Source organism: Bdellovibrio sp. BIS2 (genome assembly GCF_055398295.1).
Window position 1 is genome coordinate 3,231,901 of record NZ_AP035879.1, and the last position, 21,230, is coordinate 3,253,130.

The following is a 21,230-nucleotide window of genomic DNA, read 5'->3' on the forward strand; positions in this document are numbered from 1 at the left end:
GACGATCTAAAAAAATTATAATTTTTTGATTAACATGATCTAATTTTTTGATATACTTTCTGAGGTATGACACTGGATCAACTGCAAGTACTTCAAACCATAGTTAAATCGGGAAGCTTCCGGGCCGCTTCCCAGGAATTGCATCGCGCACAAAGCGCGGTCAGTTATGCCATGCGTACCCTTGAAGGTGAGCTGGGCTTTAAAATTTTCAGCCGTGACCAGTACCGCCCGACCTTGACCCCTCAGGGCCGCGCTTTCTTAAAGAAAGCCGACGACCTGATCCTTCAGTTCGACGAACTGGGGGAAACTGCTGAGTTATTGAAAAGAGGACATGAACCGATCATCCGTCTGGCCGTCAGCGCTCTGTGGCCCCTCCCGAATTTGGTCAGTGCGCTGAAGGAATTCTCCTCCCGTTTCCCCCAGACGGAGATCAAAATTATTCACGATGTTCTGAGTGCCGATGAACATTTGCTGGAGGATCACGCCGACATTTCCCTGGGCACGATTTTTAACGACAAAGGGCTTCTCATCACTGAGGAGCTTTTCACTGTGAACATGGTGATGGTCTGCGCTGCCAAGCATCCGCTGGCGAAGCTGAAAAAAGCCACCACCGAGGATCTGAAGAAATATCCTCAGATTGTTCTTTCCAGCACAGTGAAAAGCTCCAATCGCTCCGGAGGTGTTGTGAATCCGGCAAACACCATCAGCGTTCAGGACCTGCAGACGAAGAAAGTCTTTTTGGAGGGTGGCCTGGGTTATGGGCGCATGCCTGATTTCGCAATTAAAGAGGAAATCAAGCAAAAATCCCTCGTGACACTGGGATTAAAACCCATCCCTCTGCACGCCGCTATTGGTCGACATGGCTCTAAGGAGCTTGGCCCCTGCGGCAAATTCATCTGGGACTATTTTTCACGTGGACAAGGCAAGAAGCTAAAATAGAATGTTCAGCGACAAAGGGACCATAACTTTCCCACAGTACGGTACCCGCAAGGAGGCAGAATGAAGCAGTATCACGATCTCATAAAAACAGTTCTAGAACATGGTGTGAAAAAAGAGGACCGTACCGGCACCGGCACCATTTCAATGTTCGGTTATCAGATGCGCTACAATCTGCAAGAGGGCTTCCCTCTGCTGACCACAAAAAAACTTCACACGCGCTCTATCTTCCATGAACTGCTGTGGTTCCTGAAGGGTGAAACCAACATCAAGTATCTTCACGACAACAAAGTGACGATCTGGGATGAATGGGCAGATGAAAACGGCAACCTGGGCCCGGTGTACGGAAAACAATGGCGCTCCTGGGAAACCGCTGACGGTCGCACCATCGATCAGATCACCAACGTCGTCGAGCAAATCAAAAAGAATCCGAATTCCCGCCGCATGCTGGTGGTGGCGTTCAATCCGGGTGACGTAGACAAGATGGCATTGCCACCGTGTCACGCTTTCTTCCAGTTCTATGTGGCGAACGGAAAACTATCCTGCCAACTGTATCAGCGCAGTGCTGATATCTTCCTGGGTGTGCCGTTCAATATCGCCAGCTACGCATTGCTGACCCATATGATCGCGCAAGTTTGTGATCTTGAAGTGGGTGACTTTGTTCACACCCTGGGTGATGCGCATCTTTACCTGAATCACCTTGAACAGGCGAACCTGCAACTGACCCGTGAATTCCGTCCACTGCCTCAGTTGAAACTGAACCCGGCCAAGAAAGATCTTTTCGACTTCACTTACGAAGACATCGAAATCATCGGTTACGATCCGCACCCGGCCATCAAGGCTGAGGTGGCAGTATGATTTTGACTCATGTGGTGGCCTGTTCGCAGAACCGTGTGATCGGCGCGCAAGGGGGACTTCCCTGGAATCTGCCCGAGGACATGAAGTTCTTCCGCGAAACCACCAAGGGTCATATCATGATCATGGGGCGCAAGACGTTTGATTCTTTCAACGGCCGCGCCCTTCCCAACCGCTATCACATTGTGGTGACCCGCGATCCGTCCAAACAAAGCTTCAATTCCACCGAATCAAGCCCCGTGGTTTTTGTTTCTTCCATCGAAGAAGCGGTAAAACACGCGGAACCCCTGACGGCAAAGTGGGGCGATGAAGTATTCATTATTGGCGGCGGCGAAATCTACAAACAAGCGATGCCAATCACCGACAAAATCTATCTGACCCTGATCCATCGTGAATTTCCGGGGGACACTTATTACCCTGAAATCGACGAAAAGGTGTTCACTCAGACCGAGCGACGTGACATCGAAACGCCTATTCCTTTTTCGTTTCTGACGTACTTGCGCAAGTAGGGTCCAGAATCAAGTCCCATCTTGAGACTGATTCAATTTGGACTCTACCAACGCGATATTTTTTCCGAGAATAGAGGTAAGACGCTAATCCCGGAGTGCCTTATGAGTTCTTCCCAGACCGCGAAACGATTCAGAACCAAAGAGATGGCTTCGATCGAAGTGTACGGCCACATTGGCATTCTGGTGGCCAAGCTTCGTAATATTTCGCAGACCGGCGCCTTTCTGGAAGTCTCGCAAGGAGACTATGTCCCGCAAAAAGGGGACCTTCTGAACCTTACAGTCAAGTTAGACACTGTCGATCGTACGCACAACGTGGCGGCCGAAGTGATATGGAGCAAAGGACTGGGCCTGGGCATTTGCTTTATCAACAAGGATCAAATCCTTGAAAGAATGATGGCCAAAGCCGGAGCCTTCTAATAAGATCTCTGGATCATGCAGATCCAAAACTCTCACGACCTCAGCTCTTCCAACACCCTTCAACTGCGCTCTCAAGCAGAGCACTTTGTGGAGCTGTATACGCCTGCGGATCTGTCCACCCTGCTGATGAATCCTGACCTTAAAAAGCTTCCCTGGAAGATCCTGGGTGGCGGCAGCAATCTGGTATTGCCCTCTCAGATTGAAGGCCTGGTGCTGAAGGTCTCTAACCTCGGTCGTAAGTTGATTCATGAAGATCCCGATTACTGGTTCGTGAAAGCCCAGGCCGGAGAAATCTGGAATGACTTTGTTCAGTGGACTTTGGAAGAAGGCTATTGGGGCCTTGAGAATCTTTCTTTGATTCCTGGCACAGTCGGAGCCGCTCCGATTCAAAACATCGGTGCTTACGGCGTGGAAGTCAAAGACACCCTGTGGGAAGTCCATGCTCTGGATCTGCAAACGGGCGAACCACGAATCTTCAGCAACAAAGAATGCCACTTCTCGTACCGCGACAGTTACTTCAAACAAGAAGGCGCGGGCCGCTATCTGATCTGGGATGTGACCTTCCGTCTGCCAAAGAAAAACACCTTGCACCTGGAATACGGCGACATCCGCAAAGAGGTTGAACGCAACAACTGGCCGCAAGATCCCCGCCACATCGCTCAGGCCGTGATCAACATCCGCCAAAGCAAACTGCCCGATCCCAAAGTCATCGGCAATGCCGGAAGCTTCTTCAAAAACCCGATTGTCAGCAAAGAGCTGCGCGATGGTTTGCTTTCCAAACACAATGACCTTGTCAGCTTCCCTTACGAAGACCGCTTCAAGCTTGCAGCCGGTTGGCTGATTGATCGCGCCGGCTGGAAGGGCAAAAAACTGGGCCCTGTGGGCATGTACGAAAAGCAGGCCCTGGTGCTAGTCAACCACGGCGGAGCCACCGCCGACGACGTGTGGAAGCTGGCTCGCCAGGTGTCTTCGGACGTTCACACTCAATTCGGCGTCGAAATCGAAGCCGAACCCATCCGCTGGTAACAGACATTCTTCACGACAACCTCAGTGCATGTATTTTTCTGCGATAAGGACCGCAGATCCTCGTGGACCGCTTCTGCGGTCCTAAACCTAGACCTTAGTCTCAGCTCCCCTACCTAAGCCTTGTACCCTAACACAAAAACCTCTCACAATATGGTATCTGAGTTCTGCCTCAGAAGCCCAAGGAGGGGTTATGAAGAAGACCACCATGTGGATGGCGGCTGTTGCCATTTCCGCTATCAGCTTTTTGCCGCTGCAAAATGCACAATCCGTAGATACCACTCAATATTGGATGAAGGTTCGCGCCGAAGACAAATTCCAGCGAAGCCTTGTTGCCAACACGGGCGCTTCCATCGAAGCCACGCGTGAAGACTACGTCATCGCCGTCGGCAGCCTGGAAGAAAAAAACGCCGTCGAGAAACTGGGATTGCTTGAAGTCAGCTTCCCGATGACTGACGCCATGGATTTCCCGGCCAAAGATGCCGCCTTCCATAACTATGCAGAAATGACCGAGAAACTAAGAACTCTGACTTCCCAACACCCGGATATTTCCCAGATGAATTCCATCGGGAAGTCGGTTGAAGGCCGTGACATCTGGGCCATCCGCATTTCCGGCGATCTTGCCAATGCAGACACATTGCCAGCGGCGATTTTTATGGGCGGTCACCATGCGCGTGAGCATCTGTCCATCGAGTTGCCTCTTTATTATGTGCAGTACCTTCTTACCGAGTACGCCAACGGCAATCCGCGCATCCAGCGCCTGGTCAACGCCCGCGATCTGCACTTCATCCCGATGGTGAACCCTGACGGAGCGGAGTTCGACATTTCCACCGGCAGCTATAAATCCTGGAGAAAGAACCGCAAACAAAACAGCAACGGAACTTATGGTGTGGATCTGAACCGCAACTATGGTTACGGCTGGGGCGGCGGCGGTGCCAGCACCAATCCAAACAGTGACACCTTCCGTGGACCTGCAGCCTTCAGTGAACCGGAAACCCAGGCCATCAAAAACTATGTTGAGTCCCACGAGAACATCACAAGCCTTCTTTCCTTCCACACGTTCTCGCAACTGATTCTTTATCCTTGGGGCCACCAGTACGAAGGAATCTCCAACACCCGTGACAAACAAGTTCACGAAGTGATGGCAAAAAAAATGGCGGAGTGGAACGGCTACGAACCGAAGCAGTCTTCAGGTCTGTATATCGCCAGCGGTGACACAACTGACTGGTCTTACGGTGAACACAAGATCATTTCCTTCACCTTCGAACTGGATCCGGCCAACAGCGGCTGGGGCTCGGGTGGATTCTATCCCGGTGCGCAGATCATTCCTGAGGTGCAAAGAAAGAATCTGGAGCCGGTTCTTTACATGATCGAATACGCTGACAATCCTTATCGCGTGCTTGATGGCAACGGTCCAATCTTCAAACCCTAGTTTATCGAATCAAAATTAACTCTGAAAAAGGCGGCGCAAGTCGCCTTTTTTATTGTCGTTCAACATGGAATATTTGAAATTTACTTAGCAAAGGTCCAAAAAAAATCAATTGGACTGTCAGAAGATGCCGGACCGACTTCATGCTTGGTGTATGCCAAAAATCAGCTATCAAATCATTCCGCTTCACCACGTGTGCGATTCTCAAAAAGAACTTCTGAACGAAGTTTACGGACTGTGGGAGGAAACCTTCGGGCGTGTCCTGAACCGCGCCGGCGTTGAACTTGATCACGATGATTTCTTCCGCTGCCATGCTGCCGGCGTGCTGCTGTATAAAAACGAAATTGTCGGATTCAATCTTTTCACCACTTTCGATCTGAATCTGCGTGCGCATCAAAATCACAACTATTTCAAGGAACTCGATCCGCAGTTTGTGAAATCAGTGACCAAACAAGGCAACAAGATCATGACGATGGAATACTTCACCCTGGCCCCGCTGTGGCGCAAGCAGTCCCAGGAAATCCCCTGGGGGGAAATTCTGACGGGATTGGGTTTGTTCTATATGGATCAGTCCCCGGCGGACTTTGTCGTCGGAACCCCGCGCGTGGATTTAAAGGTCGATTCCATGTGTGAACGACTGGGGGCCACCATCCAGGGTCACGTCGAAAAAATGAACTACAAGTGCGCGATTGCCGTCTTTGAGAAAAAAGTTGAGAGAACCTTTGAAAATCCACTGACTCACCACTGGGTGCGCAAACTGTGGGAAAAATACACTCACCACAAAGCCGAAAAACTTGCTCAAACTTCTGCCTCGCCGCCTCCATTTGAGCTGACCCTTGCCGAGGCGGCCGCGTAAGACTACACTCTAGGCCATCCCAATACCCGGAGGTATTCAAGTGGCCTATCACGTTCACAGCGACAAACCGTATTTTGACCTGATCATCGGAGACAAAACCTTTTCATCCTGGTCCATGCGTGCGTGGCTGGTGGCCGTGCAATCCGGCCTGCCATTCCGTGAAATCAATATCACCCTGGATCAGCCGAAAACGGCGGCTCAGATCGCCAAGTTCTCTCCATCCGGAAAAGTGCCGGCTTTGAAACAAGGTAAAATTATCCTGTGGGATTCCCTGGCGATTGCCGAATACCTGAATGAGCTTTCCCCGGAAGCAAAACTGTGGCCTGAAGACATCGGGGCCCGCGCGCTGGCCCGCACTTACGCGGCGGAAGTGCATTCCGGTTTTGCCTCCCTGCGCTCCCAACTGAGCATGGATTTGAAACACTCTGAAGAAATCCGCCATCTGACTCCGGGAACCATCAGTGACATCAACCGTGTCCTGGAAATGTGGACCACGGCTTTGAAAGTCAGCGAAGGGCCTTACCTGTTTGGTGATTTCTGCATCGCCGATGCCTTCTTTGCGCCGATTGTCTTCCGCTTCCTGTCTTACAAAATTCAGATCAAAGACAAAATGGTCAAAGCCTATATGAAGAACATCCAGGATCACCATGGCGTGCAATTCTGGGTCGAGGAAGCTTTGAAAGAGAAAACTCCCCGTAAAGTGTTTTGACACCCGGGAAAAGCTTTCACGAGGCCCCGACAGCCCCTTTACATATAGACACGAAAAGGTGAACTTCTGACCCATGAAGTTCACCTTTTTTTCTTTTCTGCTCGTTCTTTCCACCAGCTCCCAGGCCCTGGCGGCACGCGCGATTGTGATGATGAAAGATGCCTCGGCTTTCCAGCGCACACTGAGCACCCGTGGCACGTGGTCCCAGTCCCTGCCCGGCACGATCGAAAAAAGTCTTCCGCAACTTCACACCTTCATCGTCGACACGGAAAACCCCGCTGACATCGAACGCCTGAAGTCCGCTCCGGGTGTGGCGTATGTCGAAAAAGAATACTTCCATCCGGCTCCCCCACGCATCAGTGAGGGCGCGGTTCTTGCCAACATCGATGTCGTTCATCCCGGCACCCCTTGGGGTCTTGAAGCGGTGAAAGCCCCGCAAGCATGGAGCAAATCCAACAAAGGCGAGGGCATCCGCGTTCTGGTGTTGGACAGCGGAATGAATGCGTCTCATCCTTCGCTGGCGCCGAACTTTGAACGAGGCCGCAACTTCACGGGTGAAGATGGCATCAATGATTTCTACGACCGCACCGGTCACGGCACCCATGTGGGCGGCACCATTGCCGCTGCAGAAGATGGCAGTGGCTTTTCCGGTGTTGCACCGAAAGCAAAACTGCTGGCCGCCAAAGTCTGTGTGGATTCAGGTTGTTCCAACACCGCCATCGTCGCTGGCATTTCCTGGGGGATTGATCAGGGAGTGGACGTGATGAATCTTTCTTTGGGAAGCCCAAGCGGGTCCCCTGCGGAAAAAGCCGCTTTGTTGCGTGCAGATCAGGCCGGCATCACCGTGGTGGCAGCAACCGGCAACTATGGCATCAACGAAGTCTACTTCCCCGCCTCCGCCCCGTCTGTGATCGCAGTGGGTGCCGTTGACAAGAACCTGAAGCACGCGGTGTTTTCCCAGTACGGACCGGAAGTGGCCGTGGTGGCGCCTGGAGTTCAAATCGTATCAACAATCCCCGTGGGCTCGGGCCGTTTCAGCACCGTGACCCTTAATGACACCCAGGGACCGCAGACCCTTAAAGCTTATCACTTTAAGGGCACCGCAACTCCGTACCTGGAGCAGACCCGCCCTGTTGTGGACTGCGGTTTGGGAGAGCCCGCAGACTTTGCCGGGAAAGACGTCAAAGACAAGCACGTGCTGGTCACTTTAAGCGGAGTCACTCCGATTGAGGACCAGATCCGCAATGCCATGCGCGCCGGCGCCACCAGCGTGATTGTCGCCAACAACAGACCGGGCCTGATCGAAACGCGTCTGTTTGAACAAGACAACGTGCTGTTTGCGGTGGGCTTTTTTGTCGAGCAGGCTGAAGGGGAAAAAATCCGCGCCGCTATCAAAAGATCCCCAAATACTTTGGTCAGCCTGAAGTCAGATCTCACAAGTTACAAAGAAACCTTCGGCACCTCGATGGCGACCCCACATGTCGCTGGCGTTGCTGCTTTGGTGAAGGCCGCCAATAAAAAATTAAAGCCTTCCGAAGTGAAGACTTTGCTGATGAAAACCGCCACGCCGATTCTTCCGAACGACGACAATCGCTACGGTTCGGGTCTGGTCAATGCCCAGGCCGCCGTTGATGCCGCTGTGGAAGCTCGTTAAGCTGTGCCCCGCAGCCCCGGCGTCAGGCCCTGTTAAAGGACGCCTGGCGCTTCCAAAGAATGTCGACTGTCAAATTATGAGACAGTCATTTGATTTCAGACCGCTCTTATTTGCATATAAATCTGGCCAGAACCTTGCTGATTAGGACACCAGTGCTTATTGGAGTGCGAACATGATGAAGCTCTTGTTGGTTGTAGCTGCGATTATTGGGTTGGGTGCTTTCCGTGCGGAGGCCGCCCCACTTTGCCATGTGGCCAAGTCCACGAAACTTGCCATGGATCAGCGCGATGATCTGCGCTTGAAATGCCTGAAGCAGAAAAAGAACCAAATCAGCGTGACCCAGTGCCTGGGTGTCGCGTCCTCTATGGAGTATTCCACCAACGCAGAAGAAGCCCGTCTGGTGTGCCTGTACGATCTGCGCCAGCAATCCAATCTAAAAGAATGTCACTCCATCACCAAACTGATGGAATTCCCGGATACGGGCGATGAGGCCCGTTGGGAGTGCCTGCGCAAGTACAACCGCACGATCACCAAGAAGCAATGCCAGAAACTGGCCAAATCCATGAGCTATCCAGCCAATGAAGAGCGCGCCCAGGTTTATTGCGAGCAGGAACTGCAGTAACATTGTCCGGTTTTGAAACCAGATCTAGGCAACGGCGGCCAGCCAGTCTAAAATGAATCTGTGGTTAAGACGTTGCTGGGATCTTTTGTTACAATCTGTGTTTTGCTGGCCGCTGGTTGCAGCGGTGGCAACTCTGGCTCTGAATCCAGCTTCCCTTATTCAAACTCCAGCATCTATTTCAAAAGCACGGCAAAAATCTCGATGGAGATTTATTATGAAACAGGGTCCGAGCCTTTCACCGGCACCACCGCCGGCGGAATGAACTACTGGCAGATTCTGGAAGACAACCTGACGGCGATCTTTCAGTACCGCAGCTCTGCCCCGACCATCGCTGTTCCAAAAACTCTGGCTGAAATGACGGCAATCCCGGCGCAGGGAAAAACGGAATGGACCGGCATCGATATCGTTAATCTGCACAAGCAGTATCACAGTCAGCTTCCCTCCAGTGCTGAATCCCGTTTCTATCTTTATTTCCTGGACGGAAACTACAGCACCGGATCCGGCCCTGAAACCGGAGTCATTGGTGTCAGCCTTGGCGGTACACCCATCATCGCGATCTTTAAGGATGTCGTGCGCAGCTCGGGGGCAAACCCCAACGGCATAGTCCCGAAATACGTCGAGCAAAGCACGCTGGTGCATGAAATGGGTCACGCCCTGGGATTTGTGAACAACGGCGTTCCGATGGTCACGGCTCATCAGGACACGGCTCATGGAGCCCATTCAACCAATTCTGATTGTGTGATGTATTGGCTGAACGAAGGCGCTTCGGATCTGTCGAACTTTCTTCAGAACTACATCAGCTCCGGCGACACTGTGATGTGGGGTCCTGAGGTTCTTCAGGATGCACAAGCCTACAGCGAATAAAACCTCGCGTTTTTCTTCATTATTTATTTACAAACATTACAGGTTTGCAAAAAACCAGACTTGCCCACGCGTCCACTCAATCCTATTCTGTCCTCATGGAACTAGGTCCTCAGAAAGGGTTTTCCGTGAACATGATGTCATCTGAAGAAAAAACGAAGAAAACTAAGATTATTGTAAAGGCTCCCACACAAGAACGTTCTCGCCAGACAGTAGCAACAATCCTGGATGCATGCTCTCGCCTTCTGGTTAGTGAAGGTTTCTACTCCATCACGACTGACAAAATCGCCAAAGAAGCCGGTGTCAGCATCGGTTCACTGTATCAGTTCTTTGGTAACAAAGAGTCTGTTGTACAAGCGGTTGTGAAAAACATCCTTGAAGAAGACAAACGCATCTTCAGCGAAAAAATGCGCGCTATTTCCCCACTGCCACCCGAGCAGCGTGTGAAAGGCATGATTGAACTGGCTGTTGAAACCACTCGTCGCAACTCGGAACTTCGCTCTAAACTGACCACCATTCAGTACTATGTTGCCGAAGCTGCTTATATGTCCGAGACAATCCGTTTCTTCCAGGAGGTTGTCCGCTACAACCTTCCACAGATCCCGGGCCGCGACATGGAAAAGATCTCTTACATCATGGTTAACGCCTTCATCGGCCTGACCAATACGATGGCGATCGATAATCCAACCGCCATCCACGATACAGCCGTGGTTGAAGAGATCTACCAGCTCTTCCACAAGTATCTGGATCTGGGCGGTCCCGCTCCGGTGGCGGCAGTAAATCGCAGTAAAGGCGATTTCATCTAAGCCATCCGTACATTCGAAAATAAAAAAGCCGGGAGACAATCCCGGCTTTTTTTTATTTCAATTTCCAATCTCTGATTTTATTTTCTTTTATCTTCCATCGCCACCATGCGGTCACGGCGGGCCAGGGTGATCAAAGCGACATTGTATTTGTCCTTTGGAACCGCGATCACAGTTTTAGCCGGGATCGGGTGGCCTTTACGGGCCTTGAAGGTCAGGTGCGGATTGAAGATCTGCGCCTTGCGGTCATCGCCATCAAACCAAGACACGATCTCTTTGTACTTCACTGAAACTGGCAGTTTCAGATCCTGGGAATCCAAAGGTTTGGACCACACCACAGAACCGAAATACTTGCCCGCGTTCTTTTCCACTTCCAAAGCAGCCAGGAAGCTTGCATAGAAGTTGCGGGAGGCAAAACCAAAGGTCTTGCTGGATTTTACATCCGTCACCAACTGACCCAGTTCACGTGTGCCGTACTTTTCAGTCAGCTTGCGCACACCTGTAGGACCGTGATTGTAACCCGTCACCGCCAGCGGCCAGGAGTTCAGCATGGAATAGTTCTGACGAAGAAGTTTCGCCGCCAGTTTTGTGGCTTCCATCGGGTGATTGCGGTTGTCCACGGTCGCAGAAATCATTTTATAAGGTTTTGCCGTGTAAGGCATGATCTGCCACAGACCACTGGCCCCCACTTTGGAGCGCGCCATGATGTTGAAAGAACTTTCAACAAACGCCAGACGCGTCAGTTCCACCGGAACTTTGGCATCACGGAAGATTTTTTCCATGTCTTCAAGATAACGGCCGGAATAGAAGATCGCATCCTGCATGCGGTCCTTCTGACCCAGTTGGAAACGCAGACGATCCGCCGCTTCCGGCGAGTTCAGTTTCAGCGCAATTTCCTTCTTTACTTCATCGACGCGCTTTTGCTTCGCACGCTCTGTTGTCAGGCCCGTCAGATCAACGATCTCGTAAACCTTCTCAACATTTTCAGAATCGTGAATCACGCCCTGATTGGTGGAATACTTGGTGTAGATATCAATCCAGAACTGAACTTGCTTGTCCATGCCCTTTGGGATGGAGAAAGCGGTCTCATGGTAACCCAAGGAGGCAGCCTGGTCAGAGAATACCGGAGCACGCCAAGGACGGCTTTCTTCCGGGCTTCTTCCCAGCACCTGCGGCACCACTTGCTCGGCGATATTCCCCTGGGCCATTGCCACAGGAGCGCCTAGCATAAAAACGTATAGAACTGAGACACTGAGTTTCATCATGGGAGGTCCACCTTCCACCATTTCAATCGGCTTATTTTACAAGATAGATAAGTAAATTATCAAAAAACGCGCGAATCTTCGTCTCATCCGTGGAACCATTGTAAACGAAAGAGAAAGTCACAACTCGCCCGTCCTCCAAACCCGCATAACCCGCCAATGAGACCACGCCTGTCAGGAATCCCGTTTTCGCACGCACCCAACGTTCTGCCGGGGAATTCTTCATGCGTTTTTTAAGCGTGCCATCAACCCCTGCGATCGGCAAGGATGTCAGGAACTCCGGCTGGACCCGGAAGTCGTTGCGTAAATGCTGCAGGACCTTCCACATCGCGAATGATGACAGTTTGTTCTGGCGCGACAAACCTGAAGGTGACTCCAGATTGTATTGATCCGCGGGAACACCCAGACTTTGCATGTGCTCATTGATAACAAGCACGCCGTCAGCCAGTGTTGCGCCTTTTGTTTTTTTCACCGCACCCAGATTCTTGGTCAGCATCTCGGCAACATAGTTGTTTGAAAACTTGTTCATGTCGGCCACCATCTGCTCAATCGGTTTGCTTTCCGATTCAGCGACAAGTTCTGCTTTCTCTGGTGTGACACCGTTCCTGATCGTACCGGTGAGTTGAATTCCTCTTTGCGCCAGGAAAGCCTTCAGATTATACCCTGCCCAAAGGTCCGGCTGCGTGATGTTTTTAAAGACCACCACTTCCTTCAAACCCTGACCAATGCTGCCTCCCACGTGAATCACATCACCCGGGAATTTTTTGTCCTCCTGGCGATCTGCCAGCAGATTGTTCGCTGAACCGCCCACAGTTTTTGCCTTGTTCACCAGACGGATATAGTCATTTTCCGGATCAATGGTGACGTCAGCACCGTTCCCCGCCCCGTTCGCACGCACAAAAATGTTCACGGAGTTCCAGTTAAAGCTCATCGCCCCGACCGGAGCATCATAAGCGCGATCCACACGCTCTTTCTGACGGCTCATGTCGTATCGGACATTGTCGAACAGAGAGTCATCAACGACGATATCGCCTTCAATTCTTTTGATTTTAGTGCGGGTGAAAGCATTGACCAGATACCACATGTTTTCAGAGACGAACGAAGGATCCCCGCCCCCTTTCAGATACAACGTCCCTTTCAAAGTTCCGTTTTTCAGGTCCCCGCCGATCAAAAGCTGAGTTTTGAATTTAGTCCCCGGAGGAAATGACGCCAAAACCGCCGAAGCCGTCGCAATTTTTGAAATGGAGGCCGGGACCATCATCTTGTTCCCGTTCACATCCAAAACCGTTTTCAGCTCTTCGCCTTCCCCGATCGTCGCATAAATCCCAAGATCCTTGGAATGAACCCCGTATTTCTTAGCCAGCGCCTCAAACTCTTTGGAAATATCCTTAAACTTATCATCCGCGTGAACGTTGAAAGAAATCAGCGCAACGACCAAAGAAATCAATAAAGCTTTCACTCAACTCTCCTCATAAAAACCAAGTGTCTGGACGATGGTAATGTTCTTGTTTTTCTTTCGCAAGTCCAACAGTCACTTGTTAGACTGAAGTTCATGAAAAAACGTGAATGGCTAATTGTGATTCTGCCACTTCTGGCGACGTGGTCCTTGGACCGCATCACCAAGATCTGGGCAACAGGAATCACGCAGTTGAAATCCTATGGTCCTGTGCACTTCGTTCTTCATCATAACCATGGGGCTATGCTGGGACTGTTCTCGGATCTGCCATCGGTACTGCGTATCGTGTCCCTTTCCACGGGTGGCGCGTTTTTGCTGGCGACTTATGCTTTGATTCAATACCTGCTTCCAATTAAATCCCTCACTTTGCGCTCGGGTCTTTCCATTCTGATTGGCGGCATCATCGGGAACGTCACCGACCGCATCATCTGGGGCTACGTGGTGGACTTTATCGTGGTCGGCACGCCGTCCTTGTCCAGCCCGGCCTTCAACGTCGCCGATGCCCTGCAGTGGGTGGGGTATGGACTGATCGTCTATGCCATCATTCGTGAAGGTGAACTGCTGTGGCCCGAAAACAACGTGCGCAAACAGTACTGGGTGAACATGCCGTTTCAGTTGAAGTACTGCTTTATCCTGATGGGTGTGGGATTAAGCCTGACACTGATCTGCTCGGTGTTTTCCTATACCTACATGCGTGTGACGATTCAGGAACTGGTGGGAAACAACGCCTTTTTGCTGAATAAATTCCTGGTGCCGTTTGTGATCACGTTCATGATCATCTCAGTTGCGTTCTGCGCGATCTTGTTTGCGGTGGGCCGTCTGATTTCCCACCGCATCGCCGGTCCCCTTTATGCTTTTGAGCGCTTCCTGCATCAGGCCCTGGAAGGCAAGGCAGACGCCCATCTGAAACTTCGTACCGGGGACGAGTTCAAACATCTCGAAGAACTGGCGGACGAGATCAACAAACGCCTGCATCAGATTAAAAAAGAACGCACCGTAAACGTGATCGAATACAAAGAAGAGGGCTAGCCCCTCTTTTGGTCCTGATTTCCGCGTAAATCCACAGGTTTTCGCTCTGAATTCCGATAAACAAATCATGCGCAGCACATTGATCGTAATCCTATTTTTGACGGCTTTTCCTTTCCCACAGGCTCATGCCGATAACTGCAGCATTTCCAGCATCCAACTTCAGGCAAAGCAGATTGCGCAGGGCTATCAAAAATACGATATGTCGATGGAGATCGACTCACTGACCGGTCGCATGCAGCGATGCAAGATTCCCAGCCGCAGACTGGGTGTGCCTGAAACTTTCTATCCGACCCTGCGCACGCAAACACTTCGAGCTGAATTCAACCGCATCCAGGTCGACATGGAACAATATGCGAACACAGGTCGAATCAATGAATTTGTCGAGGCCTACACCGCCTACGGTAAAGCCCTGGGTTTTCCTCCGAATATTCTGAAGTCCTTCACGAACGGCCTGAAAGCGAAGGCTGAAAAATCCTATGCGCGCGAAAAACAATCCTGCAAACCCATGGACGTCAGCAAAGAAATGGGCCCGGTGCGAAATCAGGATTCGATCGGCTGGTGTTATGCCTTTGCTGCTGCGGATGTATTGTCCTTCAAACTGAAAAAGAAAATCTCGGCCGCGGACATCGCCGTCAACTATAACGACAGCCTGTTCAACACCGGGGCCAAATACGTCGGCGTCAAAGCGGGCAGCCTTGAGGGCGGCTTCCCGTCCAGCGCCCTGGAAGGGGCCATCGAAAAAGGCCTTTGTCTTGAGAAAGACTTCCCCAGCGAAGACAACATCAACGGTGAATTTCAGGAACTGATCACCCAGATCGACAAACTAGGACGGGACGAGATCACGTCGTGGTCGGCCCCGAACTGTGAAAAGGTCTATCAAACCTCGCGCCGTCTGTTCCCGAACGTCAGCACCAAGGATCTGGAACACATCCTGAAAACTTCTTCGCGCGCGGATTTCATCGACCAGATGGCCAACCGCACATGCAAACAGCGTATCAAGACAGATTTGAAAGTCTCCTCTCCATGGACCTTCCGCGAAAAATCTTTGGGTGATGAAATCGATGAACAACTGAGCGCGAAAAATCCGGTTGTTCTCAGTTACGATGCACAGGGCCTGGGCGACCGCCGCGACTATTCCCAACTGGGAATGCACGCGAGTGTTCTGGTCGGCCGCAGATTCAATGAAAAATCCGGGCAGTGCGAATACCTGCTAAGAAATTCCTGGGGCCGCAGTTGCGGTTACTATGATCCTTCTTACCAGTGCAAAGAGGGCAACATCTGGATTCCGAAAGCGGATATCGTAAAACGAGGCAAGGGTGCAACATATGTTAAGTAGTCTGATTCTGTTTCTGACAACGCCCGTCTTTGCTGCGGATTTGACCTGCCAAAAAGGCAGCTTCCGTATGCCATACAATGCTGAAACCAAAGTTGTTGAAGCGCAGACTTATTGCTTCAACGAGGATCGCACCGAACTTTACTCCAAAGACTGCCAGGACCGCAAATGCACGGCTTTCACTGTCGATATCGAAGTAAAGACGGCGGACATTCTGGATCAAAAAAGCAATCCCGGCTTCAACCTGTGCCGCAAACTGGGCGGTAAACCGGAACTGTTGGAGTTTGAAGCCTCTAAGGAATGGTTCGCCCTGGATCGCTGTGTCTTTAAGGACGGGTCTTATGTAAGCACCGGCGAACTGGTGCGCCACTATTTGCGCCCGCGCAAATAAACGGGCTTTTAAGGACTCCTCGCTTCCAAGGATCTTGATCCGGGTATTTGCTACATCATGATGCGCCGATCCCCCCGAATTTAAAGACTTTTTTGAGGTCCCGCTGGATTTTGCCGGGCCCTGTGTTATACCGTTCGCCATGAACGAAAACGAAACCACCCCTCTTAAGGCCGTCCTTGTCGGCATTCAACTTCAACGCACTTCAGATCAGGAACTCAAAGGTTCTTTGACCGAACTTTCCCGTCTGGTCACAACCCTTGGCTATGAAGTTGTCGGTCAGATGTCCCAGCGTCGCAGCTCTACAAAAACCGCGAACGTCCTGGGTGATGGCAAACTGAAAGAGCTGGCGCAGTGGACTGGTGGAACCGGCAAAGTCAGCCCGAACTTCGTTAAGAAAAAGCACAAGGCCGCCCTTCGCTTTAAAAAAGACGAGGAAGAAGACGATCTTTTCGGTGATGACGTCGAAGAAGTGTTCGAGGTTGAAGAAGGCGCTGAAGACATGGATTCTTCCGGCGACACAACACCTCAGGAAAAAGCCCAGGTTGTGGTTATTGACTGCGATCTTTCCCCGTCCCAGTTGCGCAACCTTGAAAGCGCCACCGGCGCCCAGGTTTTGGACCGCACCGGGGTGATCATTGAAATCTTCAGTCGACACGCACGCACTCGCGCCGCCCGTCTGCAGGTTGAAATTGCGCGTTTGACGTACGTGGCTCCACGCATGCGTGAGTCTACCGCCGGCGATGACCGTCAAGGTGGTGGCGGCAAAGGGGCTGGTGAAACCAGTATCGAGCTGGATCGTCGTAAGATCCGCGACCGCATCAAGGAACTGAAGCAGGAACTGGCCTCCATTTCCCAGGAACTTGATACTCGCCGCGCGCGCCGAGAACAGGAACTGACCATCGCGCTGGTGGGCTACACCAATGCCGGCAAGTCTTCCCTGATGCGTGCGTTGACTGGCAGTGATGTGCTGGTGGCAGACAAACTGTTTGCAACTCTGGATACCACCGTTCGTGTTCTTTATCCGGAAACCCGCCCCAAGATGCTTGTCTCTGACACCGTCGGATTCATTAAAAAACTGCCGCATGATCTGGTGGCGTCCTTCAAATCCACTTTGGATGAAGCGGCGAATGCCTCTTTGCTGTTGTATACAGTGGACTGTTCAGACCCGACCTTCCGTTCTCAACTGGAAGTCACCCGCACCGTCCTGGCAGAGGTCGGCGCGCAGGACATCCCAAGCATGCTGATTTTCAACAAACGTGATCGCCTGTCCCAGGAAGAAGAGGCGGAACTTGCGAAGGAGTTCCCGGAAGCTCACTTCATGTCTGCAAAGAATCCTGACGACATCGCAGCTTTGCACACCAAACTTGTGAAGCACTTTGAAAATGCCATGGTCGAAGAAGACGTTCTGATCCCGTACACCACTCAGGGTGCCATCGGTGACATCCGCGCAAAAATGCGCGTGCTTTCAGAAAACTATGAAGCCAACGGCGTGATGCTGAAAGTTCGCGCTCGCAAAGAAGACCTGGAGCAAATCAAAGAACGCTTCGGTCTGGCCCCAGGCAAAGGCAAAAAGAAAAAGCTCAGTTGGAACATCGACGAAGAATAACAAATTCATTGTCCAGCGTGCGCCCTAGATCCAGATGATCTGGGCATCGCTGATGCGGTTCAAATAATAACGTTTGGCCGCCTGATCCTTGTGGCAGAACGCCTGCAGATAGTCCCCGTCCGGATTTCTGACAATCCCAATCGGGGTCACACGACGGGTGGAACCTCGGTCTGATCCACCCTCGTAAACCATATCGACATCTTTTTTGGTCTGAATCGCTTCGATGATGGACTTAAACTGGGGCGCACTGAGGGACGCCAAAGAATAATCCTTCCACCACAGATTCTTCCCCTGACTTTTGATGGCTCCGGCCAAAGTCATTTCTGGCGGCATCTTTGCAAAACACGCCAAGCCCACTTGCAGGCAGGCCTTCGCATCGTCATAGGCGCGGTGAGCCTGGCCCCCATCAATATTCAGATGTCTGACCAGAGTTTGCAGCTTGTGGTTTTCCACGCCATGAATCCATTTACGGGAAAGAAGGCTGGTGCACAATGCCGGTTCGGGCAACAACGGCAGTTGGTTTTTTTCAAAATCAATGGCCATAAAACCCAAATCGAACGGAGCGTGGTGGGCCATCACAATCGCGCCTTTGAAGAATTCATGAATCTCGCGGATCTTTTCGGTGATCAACGGAGCATCAGCCACCATTTCATTGGTGATGCCATGAATGCCAATAATGAAATCCGTCATCAGTTCGCGCGGCTTGAACAAAAACTGCAGACGGCCGACTTCTTCACCCTTATGCCACTTCACCGCGCCAAACTCGACCACGTCATGCCCGACCGGATAAGCTCCGCTGGTTTCGGTATCAAAGGCGACATATGTGTATTCATTCAGTGGCAAATCAAGATTCATAGCGGGCTAATCTACCTTTCTTGGGGCTGTTGGTCCAGTTCCCCGTGCAGGCCCCGCGCGAAAACTTTGTTTTTCCGGCAGGACTAAGTCACAATTAGGCGAACTATCTATGCGAAGATACATTGCTTTTACCATTATTCTGATCAGCACTTTGGGGGCCACGGCCGCCAAAGCCAGCACGTCTCCAACCTTTGCGCTGTCCGGTGATGTGAGCCTGCTTTCCCACTATGTGGAGCACGGTCTTTCTCAATCCGACAACTCCCCGGCTTTGCAGGGATCATTCTGGTTCAACTTCGGCTCCCAGTTCCGCCTGGGGGTTTGGGGCTCGAACACGAACTATGAACATGGTGACGACCACTTCAACCTGCGCATGAATGCGGAAGTGAAAGTGGACTTCTCACAGAATGCACAACTGGAAATCGGTTACACCAAAAGTCAGTACTACAATGGTGGCGACCACAATGGGGACCTGCTCAGCCTGCATCTGAATCTGTGGAAATCACGCATCATGTACGACACGAACTCCAACTGGGAAGCCACTCATGAAAAATCCGAACGCTTTGCTTTCGGCAATATCATGGATGTCTTCGGCGGCTGGAAGTGGAATAACGAAATCGGTTACAACACACCGGACGTGGAAACAATCAATCCGTACTTTGATGCACGAACCGGGCTGGGAACAAAATGGGGTGTGATCTTCTTTGAAGGAGCCCTCACCGCGACCAGTGAAAGCTCCCAATTTGACGGGGCTGGAGACTATTTCTTTATTCTGTCTGCATCAACGGATCTGTAATACCCGTTTCTTCTTTGAGGTCCTGATCCACTTGCTGTTTCAGGTCCTTCTTTTCAGCCGCTTTGCGGTTGCTGATCTGATTCACAAAGCTGTCATACACAGACATATCCACACGGGACGGGCCAAACAGGGTTTCGAGCTTGCGTGGCTTATGACCGTCGGAAGTGATTTCTTTCTGCGCGATCTTCACACGGATAAAACCAACCAGTTTGGCTGGATCAATTTCACCGCGCTTTTCCTTCACACTGATGCCACCGGAAACATTCACCGTGTTGTTTTCAAGTGAAGCCATGATTTTGGCACGAACAATGTCAAAGCGCTCAGAAGCCACCTTGTTCGCCGACATCACACTGCCATCCGGAACCGCCTGAATGAACAGACCCGAAGTCAGCTTGATATCCGCATCCTTCAAACCGGTGGTGATTCCCTTGATCTTGTCCATGACTTTCACAAAGTTTGCATTCGGCGTGGATGTGCCACGCTCAAACAGCATGTAGTCAGGAATATCAAAGTCATACCCATCCGGAGTGACCGTGACGTTCTTCGCCACATCTGTCATCTGATCCGCAAGATAAGCCGCCACCACTTTTGTGGAGCCCATGTCCAGCAGGTTCGGAGTTTTATCTGCCGGCTCCATGAAACTCTGGAAGGCCTTCAACGGCTCATTCAGAATATCCAGGAAAAGTTTTTCCAGAGTGATTTCAGCACCGAAGTTCTGGAAGTTGTATTCAATAACAGAAGGCGTGGAGAAATAATCGGAAACCGCTTTTTTGGTTTCTTCAGATTGCCCCACCAGCCACATAACGAGGAAGAACGCCATCAAGGCCGTCATAAAGTCGGCCAAGGCCACCTTCCAGGAACCCCCGTGGTGACCGCCGCCGGAAACTATGATCTTTTTGATAACGATCGTCTGTTTCTTTTCTGCCATGATTAAGCTGCTTTCTTGATTTCTTTGGTAGCTTTGTCAACTTCCTCAAAAGAAGGTCTTTCTTCAGGCATAATAGAACGGCGAGCGTACTCGACACACACAATCGGAGGCGCACCACGCTGCAAAGCCACCATCGCCGCTTTGATACAGCCAAGGTAACGGCCTTCAGCATCGATATCGGCACCCATCTTCGTCGCCGTCGGACCAATCAGACCGTAAGCACCGAAAACCCCCAACATCGTTCCAACCAGGGCGCTTGCAACCAAGGCACCGATCTTTTCAACCCCGTCCGTCAAGTGGGCCATCGTTTTAACGATACCCAAAACCGCGGCAACGATCCCCAGACCCGGGAAACCATCGGCCACTGTTTGCACGGCGTGAACCGCCATGTGTTCTTCGTGATGAATCGCTTTGATGTCGGCATCCAGCAAATCATCAACATCGTAAGGGGACATTTCTGCAGACAGCGTGATTTTCATCGTGTCGCAAAGGAAGTGAACCGCATGATGGTTGTGCATGAAACTTGGATAAGCTTTAAAGATGTCACTCTTGTCCGGTTCCTCGATGTGTTTCTCAATACCCTGAGGACCTTCTTTACGGAAAGCCTGGAACAACTGGAACATCATCTGCAACAGTTCGACGTAGTCCTGCTTTTGAGGTCCTTTGGCCGTCATTGCTTTGATACTCATTTTGAATCCGGCTTTGATAACCTTCATCGGATTGGCAATAATGTACGCTCCGAGGGCCGCGCCCCCGATAATCATCAGCTCCAGAGGGGCCGCCTTGATGATCACGGACATGTTACCGCCGGCTATAAGGAAGCCGCCGAACACCATCACGAATACAACTAATATACCTACAAAACCCATAAGATATGACCTCTCAGTTTCTCTATCGGACCGA

22 protein-coding genes are annotated in these 21,230 nt (G+C 51.3%); 17 read left to right on the top strand and 5 right to left on the bottom strand.

Going from position 1 to position 21,230, the window contains the following annotated elements; all coding sequences use genetic code 11:
- The first annotated feature begins 66 nt into the window (after positions 1-66).
- The 12 genes from ACZ520_RS15345 (at position 67) to ACZ520_RS15400 (ending at position 10,677) form a co-directional block, all read left to right on the top strand.
- Entirely contained in the window at positions 67-939 is an 873-nt protein-coding gene (locus ACZ520_RS15345) for a LysR family transcriptional regulator (RefSeq protein WP_374031160.1), read from the top strand.
- Positions 940-999: 60 nt separating this feature from the next.
- The gene (locus ACZ520_RS15350; protein WP_011165585.1) at positions 1,000-1,794 is read left to right on the top strand and encodes a thymidylate synthase; all 795 of its coding nucleotides are present in this window, start codon (positions 1,000-1,002) and stop codon (positions 1,792-1,794) included.
- Complete coding sequence (locus tag ACZ520_RS15355) at positions 1,791-2,300, top strand: dihydrofolate reductase (protein WP_088564275.1); 510 nt, start codon at positions 1,791-1,793, stop codon at positions 2,298-2,300. Before ACZ520_RS15350 ends, ACZ520_RS15355 begins: the two co-directional genes overlap by 4 nt.
- Positions 2,301-2,402: 102 nt before the next feature.
- Positions 2,403-2,717: a PilZ domain-containing protein gene (locus ACZ520_RS15360; protein ID WP_232469075.1), complete on the top strand. Its 315-nt coding sequence runs from the start codon at positions 2,403-2,405 to the stop codon at positions 2,715-2,717.
- A gap of 15 nt (positions 2,718-2,732) precedes the next feature.
- Positions 2,733-3,743, top strand: coding sequence for a UDP-N-acetylmuramate dehydrogenase (murB, locus tag ACZ520_RS15365; RefSeq protein WP_088564273.1), 1,011 nt, complete (start codon positions 2,733-2,735; stop codon positions 3,741-3,743).
- Positions 3,744-3,933: 190 nt separating this feature from the next.
- The gene (locus ACZ520_RS15370) at positions 3,934-5,172 is read left to right on the top strand and encodes a M14 family metallopeptidase (RefSeq protein ID WP_464126388.1); all 1,239 of its coding nucleotides are present in this window, start codon (positions 3,934-3,936) and stop codon (positions 5,170-5,172) included.
- 151 nt (positions 5,173-5,323) lie between these two features.
- Positions 5,324-6,025, top strand: a complete 702-nt coding sequence (locus ACZ520_RS15375; RefSeq protein ID WP_088564271.1) for a hypothetical protein — start codon at positions 5,324-5,326, stop codon at positions 6,023-6,025.
- Between the two features lie 40 nt (positions 6,026-6,065).
- Positions 6,066-6,734, top strand: a complete 669-nt coding sequence (locus ACZ520_RS15380) for a glutathione S-transferase family protein (RefSeq protein WP_374031165.1) — start codon at positions 6,066-6,068, stop codon at positions 6,732-6,734.
- 73 nt (positions 6,735-6,807) lie between these two features.
- On the top strand, positions 6,808-8,388 hold the full coding sequence (locus ACZ520_RS15385; RefSeq protein WP_464126390.1) for a S8 family serine peptidase: 1,581 nt from the start codon (positions 6,808-6,810) through the stop codon (positions 8,386-8,388).
- A gap of 172 nt (positions 8,389-8,560) precedes the next feature.
- On the top strand, positions 8,561-9,010 hold the full coding sequence (locus tag ACZ520_RS15390; protein WP_088564268.1) for a hypothetical protein: 450 nt from the start codon (positions 8,561-8,563) through the stop codon (positions 9,008-9,010).
- Positions 9,011-9,070: 60 nt separating this feature from the next.
- The gene (locus tag ACZ520_RS15395; protein ID WP_464126392.1) at positions 9,071-9,874 is read left to right on the top strand and encodes a hypothetical protein; all 804 of its coding nucleotides are present in this window, start codon (positions 9,071-9,073) and stop codon (positions 9,872-9,874) included.
- Positions 9,875-9,969: 95 nt separating this feature from the next.
- Positions 9,970-10,677, top strand: coding sequence for a TetR/AcrR family transcriptional regulator (locus ACZ520_RS15400; RefSeq protein ID WP_464126394.1), 708 nt, complete (start codon positions 9,970-9,972; stop codon positions 10,675-10,677).
- A gap of 77 nt (positions 10,678-10,754) precedes the next feature.
- On the opposite strand, the gene ACZ520_RS15405 is transcribed toward ACZ520_RS15400, so the two are convergent.
- Together ACZ520_RS15405 and dacB are read right to left on the bottom strand one after the other, a co-directional pair.
- The gene (locus tag ACZ520_RS15405; protein ID WP_464126396.1) at positions 10,755-11,939 is read right to left on the bottom strand and encodes a lytic transglycosylase domain-containing protein; all 1,185 of its coding nucleotides are present in this window, start codon (positions 11,937-11,939) and stop codon (positions 10,755-10,757) included.
- Positions 11,940-11,970: 31 nt separating this feature from the next.
- Positions 11,971-13,395 carry a D-alanyl-D-alanine carboxypeptidase/D-alanyl-D-alanine endopeptidase gene (dacB, locus tag ACZ520_RS15410; RefSeq protein WP_464126398.1) on the bottom strand — a complete coding sequence of 475 codons (1,425 nt, stop codon included), beginning with the start codon at positions 13,393-13,395 and terminating at the stop codon, positions 11,971-11,973.
- 93 nt (positions 13,396-13,488) lie between these two features.
- Here dacB and ACZ520_RS15415 point away from each other — a divergent pair, with 93 nt between their 5' ends.
- From ACZ520_RS15415 to hflX, 4 genes are all read left to right on the top strand, one after another.
- Entirely contained in the window at positions 13,489-14,421 is a 933-nt protein-coding gene (locus tag ACZ520_RS15415; RefSeq protein WP_088564263.1) for a signal peptidase II, read from the top strand.
- A gap of 67 nt (positions 14,422-14,488) precedes the next feature.
- The gene (locus tag ACZ520_RS15420; RefSeq protein WP_232469072.1) at positions 14,489-15,757 is read left to right on the top strand and encodes a C1 family peptidase; all 1,269 of its coding nucleotides are present in this window, start codon (positions 14,489-14,491) and stop codon (positions 15,755-15,757) included.
- The gene (locus ACZ520_RS15425) at positions 15,747-16,145 is read left to right on the top strand and encodes a hypothetical protein (RefSeq protein WP_232469070.1); all 399 of its coding nucleotides are present in this window, start codon (positions 15,747-15,749) and stop codon (positions 16,143-16,145) included. The genes ACZ520_RS15420 and ACZ520_RS15425 overlap by 11 nt, the downstream gene beginning before the upstream one ends.
- A 139-nt stretch (positions 16,146-16,284) precedes the next feature.
- Positions 16,285-17,751 (top strand): GTPase HflX, encoded by a 1,467-nt coding sequence (hflX, locus tag ACZ520_RS15430; protein WP_088564262.1) that lies wholly within the window; start codon positions 16,285-16,287, stop codon positions 17,749-17,751.
- 24 nt (positions 17,752-17,775) lie between these two features.
- Here the strand turns inward: hflX and ACZ520_RS15435 are convergent, their stop codons facing one another.
- Positions 17,776-18,606, bottom strand: a complete 831-nt coding sequence (locus ACZ520_RS15435) for an exonuclease domain-containing protein (protein WP_416480007.1) — start codon at positions 18,604-18,606, stop codon at positions 17,776-17,778.
- 109 nt (positions 18,607-18,715) lie between these two features.
- On the opposite strand from ACZ520_RS15435, the gene ACZ520_RS15440 reads away from it, so the two are divergent.
- On the top strand, positions 18,716-19,399 hold the full coding sequence (locus tag ACZ520_RS15440) for a TorF family putative porin (RefSeq protein ID WP_374031177.1): 684 nt from the start codon (positions 18,716-18,718) through the stop codon (positions 19,397-19,399).
- Here the strand turns inward: ACZ520_RS15440 and ACZ520_RS15445 are convergent.
- Positions 19,371-20,327 carry a flagellar motor protein MotB gene (locus ACZ520_RS15445; protein WP_088564259.1) on the bottom strand — a complete coding sequence of 319 codons (957 nt, stop codon included), beginning with the start codon at positions 20,325-20,327 and terminating at the stop codon, positions 19,371-19,373. The two genes, ACZ520_RS15440 and ACZ520_RS15445, sit on opposite strands and share 29 nt — an antisense overlap.
- A gap of 2 nt (positions 20,328-20,329) precedes the next feature.
- A complete protein-coding gene (gene motA, locus ACZ520_RS15450) occupies positions 20,330-21,196 on the bottom strand; it encodes a flagellar motor stator protein MotA (protein ID WP_038451640.1) in 867 nt (288 codons plus the stop codon).
- Positions 21,197-21,230 lie beyond the last annotated feature (34 nt).

Excerpts from the sequence above, each read along its gene's own strand:
- ACZ520_RS15345 (WP_374031160.1), top strand. The coding sequence starts at position 67 with ATGACACTGGATCAACTGCAAGTACTTCAAACCATAGTTAAATCGGGA.
- ACZ520_RS15350 (WP_011165585.1), top strand. The coding sequence starts at position 1,000 with ATGAAGCAGTATCACGATCTCATAAAAACAGTTCTAGAACATGGTGTG.
- ACZ520_RS15355 (WP_088564275.1), top strand. The coding sequence starts at position 1,791 with ATGATTTTGACTCATGTGGTGGCCTGTTCGCAGAACCGTGTGATCGGC.
- ACZ520_RS15360 (WP_232469075.1), top strand. The coding sequence starts at position 2,403 with ATGAGTTCTTCCCAGACCGCGAAACGATTCAGAACCAAAGAGATGGCT.
- murB (WP_088564273.1), top strand. The coding sequence starts at position 2,733 with ATGCAGATCCAAAACTCTCACGACCTCAGCTCTTCCAACACCCTTCAA.
- ACZ520_RS15370 (WP_464126388.1), top strand. The coding sequence starts at position 3,934 with ATGAAGAAGACCACCATGTGGATGGCGGCTGTTGCCATTTCCGCTATC.
- ACZ520_RS15375 (WP_088564271.1), top strand. The coding sequence starts at position 5,324 with ATGCCAAAAATCAGCTATCAAATCATTCCGCTTCACCACGTGTGCGAT.
- ACZ520_RS15385 (WP_464126390.1), top strand. The coding sequence starts at position 6,808 with ATGAAGTTCACCTTTTTTTCTTTTCTGCTCGTTCTTTCCACCAGCTCC.
- ACZ520_RS15390 (WP_088564268.1), top strand. The coding sequence starts at position 8,561 with ATGATGAAGCTCTTGTTGGTTGTAGCTGCGATTATTGGGTTGGGTGCT.
- ACZ520_RS15400 (WP_464126394.1), top strand. The coding sequence starts at position 9,970 with ATGGAACTAGGTCCTCAGAAAGGGTTTTCCGTGAACATGATGTCATCT.
- ACZ520_RS15405 (WP_464126396.1), bottom strand. The coding sequence starts at position 11,939 with ATGATGAAACTCAGTGTCTCAGTTCTATACGTTTTTATGCTAGGCGCT.
- ACZ520_RS15415 (WP_088564263.1), top strand. The coding sequence starts at position 13,489 with ATGAAAAAACGTGAATGGCTAATTGTGATTCTGCCACTTCTGGCGACG.
- ACZ520_RS15420 (WP_232469072.1), top strand. The coding sequence starts at position 14,489 with ATGCGCAGCACATTGATCGTAATCCTATTTTTGACGGCTTTTCCTTTC.
- ACZ520_RS15425 (WP_232469070.1), top strand. The coding sequence starts at position 15,747 with ATGTTAAGTAGTCTGATTCTGTTTCTGACAACGCCCGTCTTTGCTGCG.
- hflX (WP_088564262.1), top strand. The coding sequence starts at position 16,285 with ATGAACGAAAACGAAACCACCCCTCTTAAGGCCGTCCTTGTCGGCATT.
- ACZ520_RS15435 (WP_416480007.1), bottom strand. The coding sequence starts at position 18,606 with ATGAATCTTGATTTGCCACTGAATGAATACACATATGTCGCCTTTGAT.
- ACZ520_RS15440 (WP_374031177.1), top strand. The coding sequence starts at position 18,716 with ATGCGAAGATACATTGCTTTTACCATTATTCTGATCAGCACTTTGGGG.
- ACZ520_RS15445 (WP_088564259.1), bottom strand. The coding sequence starts at position 20,327 with ATGGCAGAAAAGAAACAGACGATCGTTATCAAAAAGATCATAGTTTCC.
- motA (WP_038451640.1), bottom strand. The coding sequence starts at position 21,196 with ATGGGTTTTGTAGGTATATTAGTTGTATTCGTGATGGTGTTCGGCGGC.